Annotated in this window: 11 protein-coding genes; all 11 read left to right on the top strand. The window is 47.2% G+C overall.

Annotation, left to right across the window (positions count from 1 at the left end; all coding sequences use genetic code 11):
• Window positions 1–553 (top strand): PfkB family carbohydrate kinase (locus ABZD21_RS17740; protein ID WP_372776460.1); only part of this gene is annotated, 553 nt, incomplete at its 5' end.
• 756 nt (window positions 554–1,309) lie between these two features.
• Window positions 1,310–3,856, top strand: coding sequence for a hypothetical protein (locus tag ABZD21_RS17735; RefSeq protein WP_372776459.1), 2,547 nt, complete (start codon window positions 1,310–1,312; stop codon window positions 3,854–3,856).
• Window positions 3,857–3,912: 56 nt separating this feature from the next.
• A complete protein-coding gene (locus ABZD21_RS17730) occupies window positions 3,913–6,885 on the top strand; it encodes a SusC/RagA family TonB-linked outer membrane protein (RefSeq protein WP_372776458.1) in 2,973 nt (990 codons plus the stop codon).
• Window positions 6,886–6,906: 21 nt separating this feature from the next.
• Complete coding sequence (locus ABZD21_RS17725; protein ID WP_372776457.1) at window positions 6,907–8,487, top strand: RagB/SusD family nutrient uptake outer membrane protein; 1,581 nt, start codon at window positions 6,907–6,909, stop codon at window positions 8,485–8,487.
• Between the two features lie 25 nt (window positions 8,488–8,512).
• Window positions 8,513–10,204 (top strand): DUF5114 domain-containing protein, encoded by a 1,692-nt coding sequence (locus tag ABZD21_RS17720; RefSeq protein ID WP_372776456.1) that lies wholly within the window; start codon window positions 8,513–8,515, stop codon window positions 10,202–10,204.
• Between the two features lie 67 nt (window positions 10,205–10,271).
• Entirely contained in the window at window positions 10,272–11,312 is a 1,041-nt protein-coding gene (locus ABZD21_RS17715; protein WP_372776455.1) for an arabinogalactan endo-beta-1,4-galactanase, read from the top strand.
• Between the two features lie 142 nt (window positions 11,313–11,454).
• The gene (locus ABZD21_RS17710) at window positions 11,455–13,875 is read left to right on the top strand and encodes a glycoside hydrolase family 2 TIM barrel-domain containing protein (protein WP_372776454.1); all 2,421 of its coding nucleotides are present in this window, start codon (window positions 11,455–11,457) and stop codon (window positions 13,873–13,875) included.
• Between the two features lie 180 nt (window positions 13,876–14,055).
• Window positions 14,056–17,898 carry a two-component regulator propeller domain-containing protein gene (locus ABZD21_RS17705; RefSeq protein ID WP_372776453.1) on the top strand — a complete coding sequence of 1,281 codons (3,843 nt, stop codon included), beginning with the start codon at window positions 14,056–14,058 and terminating at the stop codon, window positions 17,896–17,898.
• Window positions 17,899–18,425: 527 nt separating this feature from the next.
• Window positions 18,426–18,857, top strand: a complete 432-nt coding sequence (locus ABZD21_RS17700) for a hypothetical protein (RefSeq protein ID WP_372776452.1) — start codon at window positions 18,426–18,428, stop codon at window positions 18,855–18,857.
• 47 nt (window positions 18,858–18,904) lie between these two features.
• Entirely contained in the window at window positions 18,905–20,170 is a 1,266-nt protein-coding gene (locus ABZD21_RS17695; protein WP_372776451.1) for a hypothetical protein, read from the top strand.
• Window positions 20,171–20,189: 19 nt separating this feature from the next.
• On the top strand, window positions 20,190–20,585 hold the full coding sequence (locus ABZD21_RS17690; protein ID WP_372776450.1) for a hypothetical protein: 396 nt from the start codon (window positions 20,190–20,192) through the stop codon (window positions 20,583–20,585).
• Window positions 20,586–20,835 lie beyond the last annotated feature (250 nt).

The following is a 20,835-nucleotide window of genomic DNA, read 5'->3' as shown; positions in this document are numbered from 1 at the left end:
ATATGCGGCCATTGCAGCCAGGACCAAAGCTGTTTGTTTTGGTTCGCTGGCTCAACGCGGCGAAGTATCGGGAACGACCATCCGCGACTTTGTGAGCCAGGTGCCGGACACTGCTCTGAAGATTTTTGATATCAACCTGCGGCAACAATTTTATTCGAAGGATTTGATTGAAGCGTCGCTGAAATTGTGCAACGTTCTAAAGATAAACGACGACGAGATAAAGCTTGTCGCTCAGATGTTTGGCTTGCAGGGAAAGGATGAAGAAAACTGTGAAGAGCTGCTTCACCGCTTTAACCTGAAAATGGTGGCGCTGACCTGCGGCACCGATGGCAGCTACCTGATCACAAAAGAGGCAAGCAGCTTTTTGCCAACACCAAAAGTAAAAGTGGCCGACACCGTTGGGGCAGGCGACTCGTTCACTGCAGCGATGGTTGTTGGACTGCTAACCGGAAAATCACTGAAGGAGACCCACCGAATGGCGGTCAATCTTTCGGCTTTTGTTTGTACGCAACATGGGGCTATGCCTGAGTATACGCGTGAACTGATTACCTGATTTTAGAATAAGTATATGAGTTTAAAAAAGAGGCTGAACTCTTTTGAGACAGCCTCTTTTATTTTATCGCCGCTGCTGGAATTCGGCCAGTGAGCTAATCGGCTTTGAAAGTCAATTGATTTATTTCCCGAGCTGTCCTTTCATGGTGTTTTCTTCGTCTTTGGGCAAAGCTCCGCTCCAGCACCAGGGCTCTGCTACCGCGCTAATTCTTTCGTATGCCGTTATTGATATAGTAATGGGAGCGCCGCGATATAATAACCAGGCTGCGGCAATATAGGGACAAAAAAAACTAATACTAAACGGAAAACCCAGGAATGAAAAACACCCTGACCCAATATCTATTTTGCAGGGACGTTTAAATTTTGAAAACGCCTTAATGCGGTTCATCGTCGACATTCATCTAATTTTTTCCGGTAAAATTAGCGAGCAAATGGTTCCTGTTTATCGTACATCGAAAGATCTTTGTGTTTTGCTTATGCATTGGTTATGAGGTGTATGTATTCTGAGTAATTTGAATTCGCCGGTCCTGCGGGCAATTTTATTTCTACGGAATGTCCGTTTTTTATCCTTTTATGTCCGATCTCTGCTTTCCCTGTTTTAAAACTCCCCGTAATTTTACATTAATCGAAAAATAAGCCGGTGCAGCTAAAGGCCAGTGATTTTTTTGGGCTTGCTTAAAACCTAATTAGTTGTTGCAATTCAGTCAAATGAAATTGGCCTGTGATTAACTATATTTTCTAACTAAACGAGGACGATATGAAATTTTCTTTTGCTACACTTTTGTGTTTTTTTACAGTTCTTTTTGCTGTTGCCCAGCAACCTTCCGAAGTGTTTATCGACAAAAAAGGGGTGATGCGATGGAGCGACAGCAAGCAGGAGGCCTCCTTCTTCGGGGTCAACTACACTTTACCGTTCGCCCATGCTTACCGCGCCGCCGGTTACCTGGGTGTCGACCGCAAAAAAGCCATCGACGACGATGTGTACCACTTTGCCCGCCTCGGGTTCAACGCTTACCGCGTTCACATTTGGGATGTTGAAATCTCGGATGCGCAGGGAAACCTGATCGCAAATGACCACCTCGACCTGCTCGACTACCTGATTTCGAAACTGAAAGAACGCGGCATCAGCATCGTGATTACGGCGCAAACCAATTTCGGAAACGGATACCCCGAACGAAACCAGCCAACCGGAGGCTTCTCGTACCTTTACGACAAGTGCGACATCCATTCCAAGCCCGAGGCCATTGCGGCGCAGGAGAACTACATCTCGGCGCTGGTGCAACATGTGAATCCTTACACCGGTAATGCTTATAAAGATGAGGCCGCTGTTGTGGGCTTCGAAATCAACAACGAACCTTGTCACAGCGGTACCGTGGCCGAAACGCGCGATTACATTAACCGTATGCTGTTGGCCCTGAAACAAGCCGGCAACAGCAAACCGGTATTTTATAATGTGAGCCATAACCGCCAGGTTGCCGCCGCTTACTTCGACACCGATATTCAGGGAACAACCTACCAGTGGTATCCCTCCGGATTGGTTTCGGGGTACACACGTCAGGGCAATTTTCTGACTTATGTTGACGAGTACCCGATTCCATTTAGCGAACTGAAAGGCTTTTCGAACAAGGCGAAGCTGGTTTACGAGTTCGACCCGGCCGACCTGCTGTATTCGTATATGTACCCTGCAACGGTGCGTTCGTTCCGTACCGCCGGATTTCAATGGATTACCCAATTTGCCTACGACCCGCTGGAACTGGCTGCCCACAATACCGAATATCAAACGCATTACCTGAACCTGGCCTACACGCCCGGCAAAGCTATCAGTCTAAAAATTGCTGCCGAAGCTGCCCGCCAGCTACCGATGTATAAAAGCTACGGCACTTACCCGGTCGATACTGTTTTCGGTGAATTCCGCGTCAGTGCGAAACAAAACTTAAGTGAGCTGAACAGCTACACACGCTTCTATTATTCCAATTCAACTTCGACACAGCCCAAACAAGCTGACCAATTAGAAGCGATTGCCGGAGTTGGCCGTTCACAACTGGTACACTACGAAGGAAGCGGCGCTTATTTTCTGGATAAGCTCGAAGACGGCGTTTGGCGCCTGGAGGTGATGCCCGACGCCGTGCCCGTGAGCGACCCTTTTTCCAAACCTTCGCTCGATAAAGATGTGGTGCGGATTTACTCGGGAAGCCGGGACATGACCCTTCAGCTTCCGAACCTGGGCAATGCCTTTCAAATTACAGCCATGAATGCGGGTAACCAGTTCGAAGCACGATCTGAAAACGGCACTATCGAACAATTGAAACCGGGCGTGTACCTGCTGCAAAAAAGCGGCATTCATCCGGCAAAAAGCTGGACGCCGGAAAGCAGCTGGAACAACATTCGCCTGGGTGAATACGTTGCACCAACAGCATCGGATAAGCTCACCGTTTACCACCAACCCGCCAAGCTGGCCGAAACCGGCAAGGCTATTCAAATTGAAGCCATAATCGCTGCACCGGTTCAACCCGACTCGGTGCTGATTTACACCGACCGTGTTTCGTTCTGGAACGATCACAATACCTATTTTAAAATGAAACGGGAACAAGGCTACAACTATGCCGCCGAAATTCCGGCTGAAAGCTTCCATGGAAACGCCCTCAACTACAACCTGGTTGTTTTCAGCGGAGCAAACAAAACGACGTTCCCCGGTGCTACCGATTGCAGTCCGCTGGATTGGGATTACACCGCCGGCAGCTTTTACAGCACCAAACTCGTTGCTCCCGACAGCCCGCTCATTCTGTTCGATGCGGAGAAAGATGCGCAACGTCTGGAAAGCTACGTGCTCCCGGAATGGAGCAGCATCCGCCGCGAAAGTGTGGACCACGGGCCAGGCGAAAAAAGCAGTCTGCGCATCAGCTTCAAATCGGACGATGCCGAGCCGAAATTCTATCTGCGTCGTTACATTGGCGACCTGATAGTGAACCGGCCTGCATTTGCAAGTCAGGCAAAATACCTCTGCATTCAAGCCCAGGCTGCACCTGCCGGATTGATGGCCGGGTTGGTGACCAGCGATGGTTTTACCTACGCGGCTTTGTGCCTGAAAGCCGACAACGGCATCATTCGCCTGCCGTTGAGCCAGCTTCAGCAAACCAAAACTGCCCTGCTCCCGAACGCTTACCCGGTGTTTATGCCGCGCTACTTCGAACCGAAAACGGCTATCCCGTTTTCAAACCAAAACAGCGAAAGCCTGGTACTTTGGATTGACGGGCAAAAAGGCGAAAGCCGCACCCTGGAACTAAGCACTATTTGGATAGAATAACCCAATCATTTCAGATAAATGAACACAATTGTTATAAGGATCAAAAACCTATTATTATGAATCGTAAAATCGCAACTTTCAGCCTATGGGCTATCTTGTTCCTGTTTTGCACACTTGCCGGAGGGATGACGCCGGCCGGGGCACAGCAACAGGACAAAAAAACAATTACCGGAAAGGTCGTTGACGAGTCGAATGAGCCTCTGCCCGGCGTGACCATTGTGGTAGAAGGCACAAGCGAGGGAACCATCACCGACTTCAACGGAAACTACACTCTGAATGTAGCCGCCAATGGGACACTCCGCTTCTCGTACATCGGTTTCGAGATGCAACTGGTAGCTGTACCGGCAGGCCAATCGCTGAATGTAAAACTGATGGCCGAAACCAGGCAATTGGTTGACGTGGTGGTTGTCGGCTACGGTGTGCAGCGCAAAAGCGACCTCACCGGCTCCATCACCAGCGTCAGCTCCGACGACTTCAACAGCGGCATGATCAGTTCTCCCGAACAGCTGATTTCGGGTAAAGTATCAGGCGTACAAATCATGCAGAACAGCGGTTCGCCAACCGGCGGAAGCACCATCCGTATTCGCGGCGGGGCTTCGCTGAATGCCAGCAACGACCCCTTGATTGTGCTGGACGGACTGCCACTGGAAAGCGGCGGTATCAGCGGAAACTCGGGCAACTTTATGAGTTTGATTAACCCGAACGACATTGAAAATATCACCATCCTGAAAGATGCTGCCTCAACCGCCATTTATGGTTCACGGGCATCGAACGGGGTGATTTTGATTACAACGAAGAAAGGTGCCACCACCAAAGGAATGACCGTGAATTTCTCGACAACGAACTCGGTCCAGGTGCGCACTAAAATGCCCGACATGCTGTCGCGAAGCCAGTTTATTGATGTGATGAGCAGCGAAGGAACAGCCGCTCAGCAAGCCCTCATCGCAACCGGCAACACCGATTGGAACGACGAAATTTACCACGCGGCATTCGGAACCGACAACAACCTGAGCCTGTCGGCCCGCATTGCCCAAAAAACACCGCTCCGGGCATCGGTTGGCTACTACAACCAGAATGGTATTCTGAAAACCGACAATGCCGAGCGTTTGACCGGAAGCGTGTCGGTTTCACCCTCATTTTTAAACGACTATCTGAAACTGAACCTGAATGCAAAGCTTTCGCACAACAACAACCGTTTTGCGAACACCAACGCCATTTGGGCCGCTTCAACCTACAACCCGACCTTGCCGGTTTACAACACCGATGGCAGCTTCGGAGGTTACAACGAAGACATCGATAACTCGGGTGCACCGGTGAACGGTGGAACCCGCAACCCGCTCGGTTTAATTGAGCAATACCACTCAACCAGCCAGGTTGACCGTGTGGTTGGTAACTTCGACGTGGATTACAAGTTCCACTTCCTGCCCGACCTGCGCGTTAAAGCCATCCTGGGTTACGACTATGCCAAAGGAGAAGGGAACATTCTTGTTCCGACCGAGGCAACGCAGTACTACAACACCGGTGGCCGCGACTACCAGTACGGCCCCCAGAAAAACAGCAACCGTTTGCTGACCACCTATTTGAATTACACCAAGTATTTCGAAGACATTAAAAGTAATGTTGAAGCCATTGTTGGTTACGACTACCAATACTGGAAAAGCACGACTCCAACGTATTCGGAGCTGAACGTGGCCGGTGACGTGCTGAGTACAACAGCCGCAACCGACCAGCGCCACGTGCTGTTGTCGTACTACGCCCGTTTGAACTACAGCTACAACTCGAAATATATGCTGACCACCAGCTTGCGCCGCGACGGAACTTCGCGCTTCAGCGATGACAACCGCTGGGGTATGTTCCCTTCTGTGGCACTGGCCTGGAAAGTTGACGAAGAATCTTTTCTGAAAGACAACCCGGCACTGAGCACCTTCAAACTTCGACTGAGCTACGGTATTACCGGCCAGCAGGAGGGCATTGGCAACTACAACTATCTGCCGGTTTATACCTACAGTCAGGATGGCGCTCAGGTGATGTTCGGCGACCAATGGTACTACACCTACCGTCCCGAGGCCTATGCTTCAGATTTGAAATGGGAGACTACCAAATCGTGGAACGCCGGTTTCGACTTTGGTATCGCAGATGATAAGGTGACTGGTAGCTTCGACTACTATACCCGTAATACCGAAGACTTGCTGGCTACCGTTCCGGCTGCCGCAGGTACCAACTTCGACAGAAATATCCTCACCAACGTGGGTAATGTGGACAGTCACGGGATTGAAGTCACCATTAACACCACGCCGGTGAAAACGGCTAACTTCAGTTGGGATCTGAGCTTCAACATGAGCTGGCAAAAAATGAAGGTGAAAAACCTGTCGCTGATTGAAGGCGGCTCGACCACCAACACACTGGTTGGACCGACCATCGACAGCTACCAGTTTCAGGTGTTGACAGAAGGCTACGAGCCTTACATGTTCTACCTGTACCACCAGCTGTACGACGCAGAAAGCGGTAAACCCATTGAGGGCGCTTACGCCGACCTGAACGGCGACGGCAACATCAACTCGAGCGACCTGTACCGTTACCACTCGCCGGCACCCGAATTCATTTTCGGTTTCAGCACCTCGCTGAACTATAAAAAATGGACAATGAACATGAACTTCCGCGCGAATGTGGGTAATTACGTGTACAATGGAATGGCGATGAATACCGGAGCCTGGAGTACGGTAAGCTACAACTCTTACCAGCTGAACAACATGAATAAGAGCTATCTGGAAACCGGTTTCAACAACCGCCAATACCTGTCGGATTACTATGTTGAAAATGCCTCGTTCCTGAAAATGGACAACCTGACGCTTGGATACAACTTCGGCAAAGTTTGGAATACCTGCAACATCAACATCAATGCCATGGTGCAAAACGTTTTCACCATCACCAACTATTCCGGTGTTGATCCGGAAGTGCCGAACGGTATGGATATTTCATTCTACCCCCGCCCCCGGACATTCTCATTGGGCTTAGGACTTAATTTCTAATCGTTTAAATTGAATCGGAATATGAAAAAAATATATTTCTGCATATTGGTTGTAAGTACGTTATTACTTGCATCCTGCGAAAAGGACCTGGATCAATATCCTCATACTGAAACGACTTCGGAAAGTGTTTATACCAGTGCGGAGAATTACAATGCAGTTCTGGCAAAAATTTATGCTTCGTTTGTAACTACCGGACAAGAGAGAGGTGGCGGGAATGCTGACCTTTCGAGTAATAACGGACAAGATTACATGCGAAGTTATTTTAATCTTCAGGAGGCTGGAACCGATGAACTGGCTTCGACCTGGCTGGAAGGCGATTTTATTGGCGATTTAACTTTCCTATCCTGGGATGCAAACGACTCGTGGGTATCGGATATGTATTACCGAATTTATTATACCATTGCACTAAGCAACGAATTTTTGCGCAACGCTACCGATGAGAGAATTGCCAGCTTGCCAGAAAAGGAGCAATCTGAAATTGTGCAGTTTCGGGCAGATGCACGCTTTCTGAGAGCACTCGCCTATTATCATGCTCTGGATTTGTTCCGTAACATTCCGTTTGTCACTGAAGTTGACCCGGTCGGAGCTTATGCTCCTCCTCGCTATACTTCAACCGAAATTTTTAACTATATCGAAGCAGAGTTGATCGACATTGAAGAAAACTTGCCTGGTCGTTCTGAGGTGGAATACGGTCGGGTATCTCAGGCTGCTGCCTGGACTTTACTTGCAAAGCTGTATTTGAATGCCGAAGTCTACACCAACGAGGCTCGTTACACCGATTGTATTACATATTGTAACCAGGTTTTAACTGCAGGCTACTCGTTGGAACCTGATTTTCAAAAGTTGTTTAACGCCGATAACCACTTGCGCACCAACGAAATTATTTTCTCGCTTCAGGTCGATGCTATGCACACCGTTTCATGGGGTTCAACCACTTATTTGATTTGCGGCGAAGTGAGTAACACCTCGGATTATCAGAATCCAGCCGACTATGGAGTAGAAAGCGGATGGGGGATGTTCCGTGTTCGCGGTGAGTTACCGGCTTTGTACAACGATGCCGATGGTCGCAAACTGTTCTTCACCGAAGGCCAGACACAATATTTAGATGAGATCGATAATCAAAGCTACGGTTACTTTATGTCGAAATGGACTAACCTGACCGATGCCGGAGAAATTGCATCAAATACCGCAGATGGTGGTGTGAATACCGACTTCCCGCTGTTCCGCCTGGCCGATGTGTACCTGATGCTGGCCGAAAGTGTGATTCGCGGTGGTGGCGGAAGCTCGTCTGCAACTGCGTTGGAGTTAGTGAACGAGTTGAGAGCACGTGCCTACGGAGACAATTTCGAGTCTGATGGTAGACTATCTGCTTCAGATCTGACTTTGAACTTTATCCTGGATGAACGTGCGCGCGAACTGGCATGGGAATGCACCCGCCGTACCGATCTGATCCGTTTTGGACTGTTTACGACTGATTCATACATCTGGCAATGGAAAGGCGGAGTAAGAGACGGAAGGGCAGTGGACAGTAAATATAACTACTACCCGATACCAACTTCGGACCTGACTGCTAACCCGAATTTATATAACGAAGAATATTGATTCGCCAACTAAAGAAGATAAGAAAATGAAAACCATAAAACATTTTTTAATAGCGTTAATGTCGATTGCAGCCTTTACAGCCTGCGAGAAAGACGGCGACCTGATAACTTTATCGGGGCTTGAACAAAGCGAGTTGATGGCAACCGAGTCAACGGTTGTGCTCACCCAGGAAACCAGTGCGGAACATGCTTTGTCTCTGACCTGGACGACCAGCACGTTGACGGTGAGTGATCCGACTATGTTGGCACCAAATGTACTTTCAACGACGCTGCAGGTCTCTGCCAGCGAAGATTTTTCCGGAACAATCCAGGAATCAGTAGAGTCAAGTCTGTCGCACACTTATACAGTCGCTCAGTTGAACACGATCGCAAAGAACCTTGGCGCAACACCAGATGCTGCAACACCAGTTTACTTCCGGTTGGAGGCTTCCGTGGGCGCTAATATGAACCCGGTGTATAGTAATATGATCACAGTAAATATTACGACCTACGAAATTGATATGAGCATCGGATTTATCCTGAATTCAGATCAGGAAGCGACTGGTGCAACACTTTATTCCGCCGATTCTGACGGCGAATATGTTGGTTTCATGGGTGCTACGGCATGGTATAGCTTCTTCCTGGAAGAAGGAGACGGAACTGTTTGGGGTAACGATGCAGTTAGCGGAACGGCCTTTGTGACTTCTTCTGAAGATGGGAGCTGGAACTGCTGGTTCCCGGGTCAAGGAGGATGTTACTATGTCGACTTCAATACTAACAGCCAAAACTGGTCGGCCCTTTGGATTCCGACTTTGACCGTTAGCGGCGACATTTCGGGCGAACTGACTTTTGATCGACCGAATGTGAAGTGGACCTTACCATTTACGGCAACGTCAACAACAATGACAATCCAGGTTAGCGGAACCGGAAATCAATACAACAATGCAACAGGTACCGATGATGAAGCAGCAATTGATACACCGGTGGCGTTCGCTCAAAACGGCAGCTATGTTGAACTCGTTTCTCAAGCCGGCGATATTACAGTTACAGTGCCTCAGGCGGGCGATTACACATTGACTATCGATTTGAGTGACCCCACAGCATGGACCGTTGAAGCGGTTGAAGGTTCTGAAGAACCGGTAGTTGTCAACCCGAATGTTTATTTGCCCGGTGTAGATGATGGCATTTCCGGTAACTGGACTTTCGATAATGCTCTTCCTTTGTATAATGAAGAGAATTTGGCTTATGCGGGCGTTGTGAATGTAAACTCACTTTGGGGGTACACCATTAATATTGAGAGAGACAACTGGAGCGACAATTATTTGTTGGACTCAGGTGATGCAACTTCAGGGACTTTGGTTTTCCAGGGTAATACAAATATTCCTGCTCCAACTGCCGGTTTATACCTGATTGATGTTTCATTGAATGGTCTGACTTATAACCTGACAGCTTTGGGTAACGAGATCTGGGTTGTTGGTCTGGATGACCAGTGGAACTTTAATATGCCGCTGACTGCAACCGCAACAGCCGGTGAATATTCCGGGCAAATCACCTTTGCGGGTGCCTCGCCCTGGGGATTTCAGATTCATCTGGACAGCAGCTGGAATCGTTACTTCGGCGGATCATCCGGTAGCTTGCATTATAGAGGAAGCAATATTACTGATGACGCAAGCTTGACTGCCGGAACTTATACGATGACAGTCAACCTGATTGCCGGAACTTACAGCATTACACAGTAAAAATAAAGGTCGCTGTCCCGGGAAAAGGGGCAGTGACTAATTCTTCAAAATACGGAAAGGACGAGTTATGAAACGATTTAAAATTACTTTACTGGTGGCATTCATGCTGGGTTTGTTTGTTGCCTGCGACGAAGAACCCCAACTGCAAACGCCGCTGCCGGAACCGGAATACGATATGAGCGGCTTTGCGAAAGGAGCTGATGTGAGCTGGCTGACGGAGATGGAAAGCAACGGTGTGCGGTTTTTCGATGCCAACGGTAAGCAAACCGAATGTATGTATCTGTTGCGCGATTTAGGCATGAACTCCATCCGCCTGCGCGTTTGGGTTGACCCCACCTCCGGCTGGTGCAACAAAAACGATGTACTGGTAAAAGCCTGGCGCGCCAATCAGCTGGGTATGCGCCTGATGATTGACTTTCATTACAGCGACAGCTGGGCCGACCCTGGCCAGCAAAACAAACCCGCCGCCTGGGAAAACCTTTCGTTCGACGAGTTGAAAACGGCCGTAGCCAACCACACCACCGAAGTGCTGACCCTGCTGCAGGAAAACGGTATCAGCCCGGAGTGGGTACAAGTCGGCAACGAAACCGGAAACGGTATGCTTTGGGACGATGGAAGAGCATCGGATAATATGGCTCAATATGCTGAATTAAACAACGCAGGATATGATGCTGTAAAATCGGTATTCCCTGATGCGTTGGTGATTATTCACTTGCAAGAAGGAAATAGAAACGACTTATACCGCTGGTTGTTCGACGGTCTGCAAGCCAACGGCGGCAAGTATGACATCATCGGCATGTCGCTTTACCCATCAGCAGAAAACTGGCAATCGCTGACTGATGATATGATCACTAACATGAATGATATGATTAGCCGCTACCAGACCGAAGTAATGGTTTGCGAAACCGGTATGCCCTGGGACGATGCCGAAACAGCCTATAGCTACCTCAGTAATCTGATTGAACAATGCAAGACCATCGGCGACGACCAATGTTTGGGCGTGTTCTACTGGGAACCTCAGGTAAACAGTGGTTGGAACGAGTATACGTTGGGAGCATTTGACGAAAGCGGAAAACCGACCATTGCTCTGGATGCATTTGCGGAGTAAAAACCAAAACCATGAACTAGCTGTAAAATCCAAGCTCGTATAAACCGAAAATGTATAAATAACTAATCCATCGGTTGGAATATTATTTAAATTGCGGACTTTCATACCGAAAATGCAGAAAGTTCATCGAAAATTCACACAGATGAGAACAATTATTATCGCGATTTTACTCGCCTTCAACCTGTTTGCCCAGGCCCAGACCGAAGACTTCATTCTGGATAAAAACTGGAAGTTTACCAAAGGGAACATGGAGGGTGCCGAACATCCCGGCTTCGACGACTCGAACTGGGAAAGCGTTTCCGTGCCGCACGACTGGGCCATTTTCGGTCCGTTTGATAAGGAAGTCGATAAGCAGGTGGTAGCCATCACCCAGAACAACGAACAGGATGCCAGCGAAAAAACCGGTCGAACCGGCTCGCTGCCACACATTGGCGACGGCTGGTACCGAACCAGCTTCGAGCTGCCCAAACTGGCCGAAGATAGCCGTGTCCTGGTTCTGTTTGAAGGTGCCATGAGCGACCCCGTTGTGTTTGTAAACGGACAAAAAGCGGGTGAATGGGGCTACGGATACGCTTACTTCAAGCTCGACATTACCGACCTGGTGAAATCGGGGAACAGCAATTTACTGGCGGTACACCTGTCGCCCAAAGAGCTGTCGAGCCGCTGGTACCCGGGTGCCGGATTGTTTCGCAAAGTGCGTGTGCTGGTTCAGCCCAAAAACCATTTTCAACTTTGGAACACGTTTGTGACCTCGCCCTATGTGAGCGACAGCCTGGCACAGATTAACGTGAAAACCAAGGTTGAAGGAAAAGGACTTCGGCTCGAAACCGAAATTAAAGACGCCAGCGGAAAGGTGCTGGCCAGCGCTTCGAGCGAAACCCTGTTTGGCGATGAGTTTGTGCAAAACATCGCCCTCGAAAATCCGAAATTGTGGAGCCCCGAATCGCCAACGCTGTATGTTGCCGAATCGAAACTGTACGATAAAAACGGCGCCTTGCAGGATGTGCAGACCACCCGCTTCGGGGTTCGCACCATCAGCTACACTGCCGGCGAAGGTTTTAAACTTAATGGGAAAATCACCAAGTTCCGGGGCGTTTGCCTGCACCACGACCTCGGCCCGCTGGGAGCCGCGGTGAATAAAGCCGCCCTGCGCCGCCAGATTCAACTGATGAAAGACATGGGTGCCAACGCGATTCGCAGTTCGCACAACATGCCCTCGATGGAGCAGCTGGAATTGTGTGACGAAATGGGCATGCTGTTTCTGGCCGAAAGCTTCGACGAATGGAAAAAGCCGAAGGTGAAAAACGGCTACAACCGCTTCTTCGACGACTACCACGAAAAAGATATTGTGAACCTGGTTCGCGCAACCCGCAATCACCCCTGTATCGTGCTATGGAGCAGCGGCAACGAAGTGCCCGACCAATGGGGAAGCGAAGGCGTGAAACGGGCCAAACGCTTGCAGGAAATCTTCCACCGCGAAGACCCCACCCGCCCGGTTACCGTTGGTATGGACCAGGTAAAAGCGGTGATGGAATCGGGCTTTGGCGCCATTATGGACGTTCCGGGTTTGAACTACCGCACCCACCTTTACGAAGAAGCCTACGACCGTTTCCCGCAGGGTTTTGTGCTGGGCTCCGAAACCGCCTCTACCGTGAGTTCACGGGGCATTTACAAGTTCCCGGTTGAGAAAGCCGTTGGCAAAATGTACCCCGACGGCCAATCCTCATCCTACGATTTGGAATACTGCAACTGGAGTAATTTACCCGAAGACGACGCCGTGTTACAAGATGACAAAGACTGGGTGATTGGCGAATTTGTCTGGACAGGCTTCGACTACTTGGGCGAACCAACGCCTTACGACGAATACTGGCCATCGCGCAGTTCGTATTTCGGTATCTGCGATTTGGCCGGATTGCCCAAGGACCGCTACTATTGGTACAAAAGTCGCTGGAATACCGATGAATCAACCCTGCATATTTTACCGCACTGGAACTGGCCGGGCATGGAAGGCGACACGGTTCCGGTGTTTGTGTACACCAGCTACAACAGTGCCGAACTGTTTGTGAACGGCAAAAGCATGGGGGTGCGCACCAAAAACAAGGAATCGAAACTGGAGCGTTACCGCCTGATGTGGAACGATGTAGTTTACGAACCAGGCGAACTGAAAGTGGTTGCTTATGACGACAAGGGCACGGTTGCGGTCGAAGAAGTTGTCCGGACAGCCGGCAAACCTTACCGCCTGGTGCTGGAGCCCGACCGCAAAACCATCAGCGCCGATGGCCAGGACATCAGCTTTGTCACCGTTTCTGTAGTCGACAAAAACGGAGTCCCTTGTCCGACGGTCACGAACCAGTTGGATTTTAAGGTTGATGGTGCCGGAAATTATCGGGCAGCCTGTAATGGCGATGCAACATCGTTGGAACTGTTCCACCTGCCAACGATGAAATTGTTCAGCGGAAAACTGGTCGTTTTGGTTCAAAGTACCGAACAAGCCGGAGATATTAGCCTTCAGGTAAAAGGAAAAGGATTGAAAGCCGGAAAGCTTACGATTCAATCAAAATAGGATATAGTTAGATTAGAGAATAGGTATCTGGTTCTGAAAGGTGTTTGGATTTTGGCAATAATCGATAACTTTGTCATTCAACCCTTTCAGAGCTTTTTTATGCCCAAGAAAATCAGCCTTTTGTTTCTGCTTCTTCTCCTAACATTTGCAGGGGGGCGGGCGCAGAAATTGAAATACAAAATGTTCGAAAATATCAACCTGGGACCGGGAGCATCGGTCATCAGTTGTTTTTTGCAGGACAATCAGGGATTGATCTGGATTGGATCTAACAGAGGGCTGTTTAGTTATGATGGCTACTCTGTTCAACAGCACTTCACCTTCGACGAAAAAAGTAACACGCAAATCTACTGCGGTGTCATTGCTTATTCGACCTTACTCTATTTAGGTGCCGACAACGGGGTGTTGATCTACAATCTATTAACTGATCGGTATGAGGAAGCTCCGGTTGAATTTCCAACCGATGTGCGCAGCATGGTTTTGCAGGGCGATATCTTATGGCTGGGCTCGCTGGACGGATTGTTCAGTTACAATTTGCGTGAACAGAAACTGAAATACTTCGACACCAATCAGTATCCGGGTCTTCCGCATAAAACCGTGTATTCGATTATTCAGTCGGGAAACAACCGGCTTTATGTCGGAACCTACAACGGCTTGTGTTATTATGAGCCAAGCCACAATTCCTTTCAAAAAATTGAACTTCCGCAAAATCCAAAGAAAAACAACCAGTTCATTAACTCACTGCTGGAGGATTCGGCGCGCAACTGCATCTGGATTGGCATGGAAGGTGGCTTGCTGAAATACAATTTGAAAGACGGCTCGGTTGGCCGGTTAGAGGAATTTCAGGATAACTCGGTGAAGTCGCTGGCCTTGGATGTTCGCTCACATCTGCTGGCCGGAACCGATAACGGACTGTATATTTATTCGGAGGCTGAACCGCTGCAGCATGTGATGCACGATTCCCGCAACACAAGTTCGTTGTATAACAATATTGTTTGGAATATCTACTCGGATCGCAATCAAAACATTTGGTTAGGCACCGACTATGGTGTTTCGCTGTCGCGTACAAACCGGACCTTGCAGGATGTTCCCATTGCCGAGATCACCGGGACAGGCACCGGCAATCAATTTTATTCGCTTTTCAAAGATTCCGGAAATAATTACTGGTTTGGCGGATCGAACGGCATTATTCGCGTTAATCAGACGAAGGGGGAATGGACCAACCCGGTTTGGTACAATACTGAAGATTCTGAACATCCGCTGCCTCACGGGCGTATTCGGCATATTTACGAAGATCGTGATTCGAATTTGTGGATTGCGACCGATGGGAGTATTAACCGATACGATTACGAGGCCGAACAGTTTATTCAATACAACATTCTCGACAGTACCGGCACTTACAACACCAACTGGGCTTATAATATGTTTGAAGATACCCGGGGAAATCTTTGGATAGCGACTTGTTTGGGAGGAATTTTTGTTGTCGATAAACAGAAGCTTTTAGCCCATAAAGACAACCCCTACATTGCCGATTTCAATTTTAGTTCGGCTAATGGTCTTTCGGGAATGTTTATTAACCAGCTTGTGCCCGATCAGGAGGGGAATGTTTGGGTTCTGCTCTATAATAACGGAATCGACAAGATTGATATGCAGACGCGTAAGGTGACTAAGTTTCCGCTTGATGAATTCACCGAGACCACGAATCCTTCGTACATCTTATGCGATCATTCGGGGAAAATATGGGTTGGCCTGAGTGAAGGCGTTTTGCGTATCAATCCGAAAGACAACAAGGTGGATTCGGTCTTTTTTGATACGTCCAGTACCAACGAAGTATTGTCGATGATGGAAGCCGAAGGAAATATTTGGGTGTCGACAACCGATGGGTTTTGGCTGGTAGATACTCAACATCTGCAAGCGCGATATCTCAACCTGTCGGATAAGCGGTTTTTGAGTCTCTTTTACGATACTGGGGATAGCCGAATTCTAATGGGGGAAGTAGATGGCATTGCGATCACAAACCCTCAAATTGAAGCGGCGCAGACAGCAAAGCGTCCGATCATCGCCACTGCCTTTTACGTAAACAGTGAGCTAACCGAGCCGGGAGACAGGAGCATTCGCTACAATCATTCTATTCGCTTAAACTACCAACAGAATAATATAGCGATTGATATTTCGGATTTGCCCTATTCGCTGGAGGGAAAAAATAAATTGGTTTACCGCCTGGAAGAGCTGGATGAAGACTGGAACCTGCTTAGTTCGAATAACAACCGGATTTCATACAGTAACCTCGCATATGGTGATTATCGGTTGGTTGTTACGCGGCTTGATGGAAATGGAAAACCATCGGATCAGGCTTACAAGGTTCGGATAACGATCGATCCTCCCTGGCATTTAACGTTTTGGGCTAAAGGTGTTTATGTTGTTTTTGTGTTGTTCCTCGCCGGTTGGACAATTAACTTTTTTCGGGTTCGGAACCACTTGCGGATCGAACGGATTGAAAAGGAGAAAGTCACTGAACAGTCTCGCATGAAAATGGAGTTCCTGACCAATATGTCGCACGAGTTGAAGACGCCTTTAAGCATGATTATTGGTCCCATCAGCCGGTTATTGCCCGGAATTAAAGATGCCGATGAAAAACATCAGTTGAAGCAGGTGCAGCACAATGCGATTAAACTGAACTCGCTCATTCACCAAATGCTCGATTTCAACCGGATCAACAACAATACAAACTCCCTGCTGATTCTTTCGCGTATTGAGTTGGTTTCCTTTACACGTAAACTATTCAATGTATTCAAGGAGGCCGAGGATGAACAGGAATTCACTTTTCGTTTTGAAACGAATGTAGAACGAATTTACCTGGAGTTGGATGTGATTAAATGGGAATCAATTCTTAGTAATCTGTTGTCGAACGCGGTGAAATACAGTGCAGGAGGAGGTGTAATTGCACTGGAAATCAGTTATGACGAAAGTGATGAAGCGTTGATTATGAATGTCTCTGATACCGGAACAGGAATACCGGTTAAGGATCTTCCGTATATTTTCCAACGCTTTTTCCAATCGTCGAAAACAGCGGGGACAAGGAAAGGAACCGGAATTGGCCTCTACCTGGTGAAAACTTACACCGAACTACACGGTGGAAAAGTGACTGTTGTGTCGGAAGAAAATGTTGGGACAACCTTTACGATCAGGCTGCCGGTTCAGCAACTGAAAACCGTTTTCACGGCATCGGAACAAGCCGGGAAGGTTGGGTTGGTCGAAATTAACAGTTCGGAAAAACCCTTGGTTTTGGTCGTTGATGATAACCGTGAAATTTCGGATTTTGTGGTTCAGATCCTCAAGGATAAGTATCATTGTTTGTTAGCTGAGGATGGCGAAACCGGCCTGTCGCTTTGTTTGGAACAAAAGCCTGATTTGGTGATCTCAGATGTGATGATGCCGGGGATAGGCGGACTGGAGATGTGCCACCGTATTCGTAAAAATGTGCCTACCTCAACTATCCCGATTATTCTGCTGACCGCAAAGGATGATAAGGAAACGGAATTGGAAAGTATTCAGTTGAATATTGATGCCTTTATTCCAAAGCCTTTTGAAACGGATATTCTGCTGTCGCGGGTTGGACAGTTAATTCAACGAAATCAGAAGCTCGAAAATAAAATCAGGCTCAAGTCCATCGCCGAACCTAAAGAAATCGAAGCGGAATCGCAGGACGAGAAGTTTTTGTCGCGCATAACGCATATTATCGAGGAACATTTAGCCGATTCGGATTTGAATGTGAACGCGCTTTGTGAAATATCGGGCGTGAATAATAAACAAATCTATCGGAAATTAAAGCAGTTAACCGGGATGACTCCGGTTGAGTATATCCGGTCGGTGCGTATGAAAAAAGCAGCCATGCTTTTACAGCAGCAGAAGTTTTCGGTAGCTGAGGTAATGTATATGGTTGGTTTCTCTAATCACTCGTATTTCTCAAAGTGTTTTAAAACCGAATTTAGCAAGACCCCGGTTCAGTATAAAGAAAGTTGTTAAATCGGGTCTATTTGAGTAGAGACTAAAATCGCTCTAATTCATTATTTCATAAAAAGCTTCCCAAGGATAGGATTTAAGCCGCAAGAATAGCGTTTCGGTAGATGTTACTCAAATGTGGATAGACGTTAATTGTCCGTATTGGTTCATACCAAAACAAGAAAAAAGCAAACAGAACGGAAGAGTACACTAAACTCCAATAGGGGTTTTTCCGGTTTGAAGATATAATAGATAGGAGTTATGCTATTTTACTCGTAATTCTGTTTTTGGATCCGGGAAACCGTTATTCCAGGATTGTCGCCCGCATAGATAAATAGATAAGTCGACGATTGGATGAAAAAGATTAAAATTTTGATCTGCGCAAGGGATTAAGGTGTGAGATGAATGTCTTTGGATCGTCAAAACGGTTTCTTACTGAGGCATTGAAATGAACTATTCTAAACTAAAACAATATGATGATGAGCCGAAATTTGATTTTTATTATTCTACTCTTTGTTGCATGAAGTGCTGAGAAGAATTCGACCTCGACTATGGTCTCCACAACAGTCAACCATGCTTGGGTAGATCAAGGGACAGTGAATCCCGCTGAAGCAAATGTCGAAATCGATGTTTCAGTTTCGGTAGATAAGACGCTACAGGAAATTGAAGGGTTGGGATCCTGTTTCAATGAATTGGGGTGGACTTCTTTGAGCGAACTTTCTGATGCCGATCGGGAATCAATTATGCAGGAGCTTTTCGCACCGGGCGTTGGGGCAAACTTCACGATCTGCCGGATGCCGGTGGCTGCGAACGACTTTTCGCGCGAATGGTATTCGTACAACGAAACCGACGGTGATTTCGCGATGGCAAACTTTTCCAATGACAATGATCGTGAAACACTGATTCCGTTCATTAAGAGTGCCCAAAAATATCAACCTGATCTGGCTATCTGGGCTTCACCCTGTGTCCGCCATCGTGGATGAAGCATAACAAGCACTATGCGAGCGCTTCGTCGTTACGAATGGCTGAGATGGCTGCAACGTTTGCCGAGCAACAAAAGAAGGAAGGCAACGAAAATGCCGGAACGATGGGCGGTTTTTTTTCCAATATCATGAATCCGAAGTACCAAAATGATTTGCCGCTGGATCGGGAAGGCAAAGAAGGGACAGACATGTTCATTCAGGAGGATCGTTATCTGCAAGCCTATGCAACGTATTTCTCAAAATTTATTGACGCCTACAGAATCGAAGGGATTGATATTTTTGGCGTTATGCCACAAAATGAATTTAACTCGGCACAGGTTTTCCCAAGCTGTTGCTGGACCGCAGCGGGCTTGGCCAACTTTATCGGAAAGTACCTTGGGCCGGCCATGCAGGAGCAGGGAGTTGAAGTTATTTTCGGCACGATGGAACGCCGTACGGTACCTCCTACTTATGGAAGTCAATCCCCTTATGCAAATATGGGTGAAACCAAAAACCATGGTATTGATGCGGAACTAAAATGGAACTCTAAAATTGGCCAACATTTCAATTATTTTGTAAAGGTTAATTTGTCTTTAAGCGAAAGCCGTATTATTGAAAAAGATGATCCTCCGGCTACGCCAATTCAACAACAGGACGAAGGGAAACCAATCGGTTGGCAGAGTGGTCTAATAAGTACAGGCTTATATCAGACATGGAACGCTGTTTACAATAGTACTATCTCTTCTTATTCAAGTAACTTAATCCCAGGTTCACTTAGTTATGTTGATTATAATGGCGATGGTATCATTGATGTTTTTGATATGGTACCTATTGCAGATCCGAGTTATGCTACCAAAACCTATGCTTTCAGTTTAGGTTTTAATTGGAAGGGTTTTGGTGTACACGCCATGTTTAATGGCATGTTCGATATATCTAAATATATTTCAGATTTGTATCTATTCGAATATACAGGTCATCATCCACTGGGATTTCAATTGCTAAATAATGAACAACTAGATGCCTGGACTCCGACTAATACCGATGGAGAACATCCTGCTCTACACCTTTCAAGCAATAATCATGATAAGCAACGTAGTACATATAATGTTCGTTCAAGTGCATTTTTACGTTTGAAAACACTCGAAGTTAAATACAAAATCGGGAAAAGGCTTCAAGATAAAATTGGATTGTTTGAATCTTTTGAAGTATATGTTAACGGTAATAATTTGGCTACCTGGTCTGATTTACCAGATGAATTTGATCCTGAACAAAGCCAGTTGGAGGTATACCCTATAACAAAGCGATATAATTTAGGATTGAGGGTATCATTTTAAAAGTTAAAATTATAGTAAGATGAAAAGATATTATAAAATACTAGTATTAGCTTTTGTTTTAGTTGCGGCTTTTATATCGTGCGAAGAGTACCTGGATGTAAGCCCTGAGATGGGAATTAGCACGGAAGAGGTTTTTACTGATTATTATTCAACGAGAGGAGTGGTAGATAGGGCAAACCACTTAATTCAAAATTATGTTTATGCGCAGTCTGACCATTCTTCAGAAATTGGTGTTTTGTCGGATGAATGCCAAATATCACAAGTAAGCAATGGTATGCATTCTGTTGTTAATTCAGGTAACTGGATGAATTTTACCGGTAGGGAATTCGGAGGAATGACGTACGATGGAACCGACGAAGAATTCGACAACAACGACCTTTCTGCAGAAGCTGTGTCAACCCGCATTATGCATTAAGATATTGAAAAGGAGGGCCAAGGTTTTCGACTTTAGCAAAAATACCATCGAGCCATGGCCTTCTTTTGGCGTTTAGGGCTATCTTCAGTACCTTCTTGTTAGCGTGATTTACACTCCATGCTCCTAATGCAAAGCAATAGACTTTTAGAGTTGGATATTCCGGTGATACTGACCCCCCTTGTCCGGTGATGTTGACCCCCCACAAGGATTATGGTTCAATGAACTTGAATGGCTGACAATTTTACCGTTT

The organism is Mangrovibacterium sp. (genome assembly GCF_041596335.1).
GTDB lineage: Bacteria > Bacteroidota > Bacteroidia > Bacteroidales > Prolixibacteraceae > Mangrovibacterium.
This window is presented reverse-complemented; position numbering and strand designations above follow the sequence as displayed.

Excerpts from the sequence above, each read along its gene's own strand:
- ABZD21_RS17735 (WP_372776459.1), top strand. The coding sequence starts at position 1,310 with ATGAAATTTTCTTTTGCTACACTTTTGTGTTTTTTTACAGTTCTTTTT.
- ABZD21_RS17725 (WP_372776457.1), top strand. The coding sequence starts at position 6,907 with ATGAAAAAAATATATTTCTGCATATTGGTTGTAAGTACGTTATTACTT.
- ABZD21_RS17710 (WP_372776454.1), top strand. The coding sequence starts at position 11,455 with ATGAGAACAATTATTATCGCGATTTTACTCGCCTTCAACCTGTTTGCC.
- ABZD21_RS17695 (WP_372776451.1), top strand. The coding sequence starts at position 18,905 with ATGGCTGCAACGTTTGCCGAGCAACAAAAGAAGGAAGGCAACGAAAAT.
- ABZD21_RS17700 (WP_372776452.1), top strand. The coding sequence starts at position 18,426 with ATGGTCTCCACAACAGTCAACCATGCTTGGGTAGATCAAGGGACAGTG.
- ABZD21_RS17720 (WP_372776456.1), top strand. The coding sequence starts at position 8,513 with ATGAAAACCATAAAACATTTTTTAATAGCGTTAATGTCGATTGCAGCC.
- ABZD21_RS17705 (WP_372776453.1), top strand. The coding sequence starts at position 14,056 with ATGTTCGAAAATATCAACCTGGGACCGGGAGCATCGGTCATCAGTTGT.
- ABZD21_RS17730 (WP_372776458.1), top strand. The coding sequence starts at position 3,913 with ATGAATCGTAAAATCGCAACTTTCAGCCTATGGGCTATCTTGTTCCTG.
- ABZD21_RS17715 (WP_372776455.1), top strand. The coding sequence starts at position 10,272 with ATGAAACGATTTAAAATTACTTTACTGGTGGCATTCATGCTGGGTTTG.
- ABZD21_RS17690 (WP_372776450.1), top strand. The coding sequence starts at position 20,190 with ATGAAAAGATATTATAAAATACTAGTATTAGCTTTTGTTTTAGTTGCG.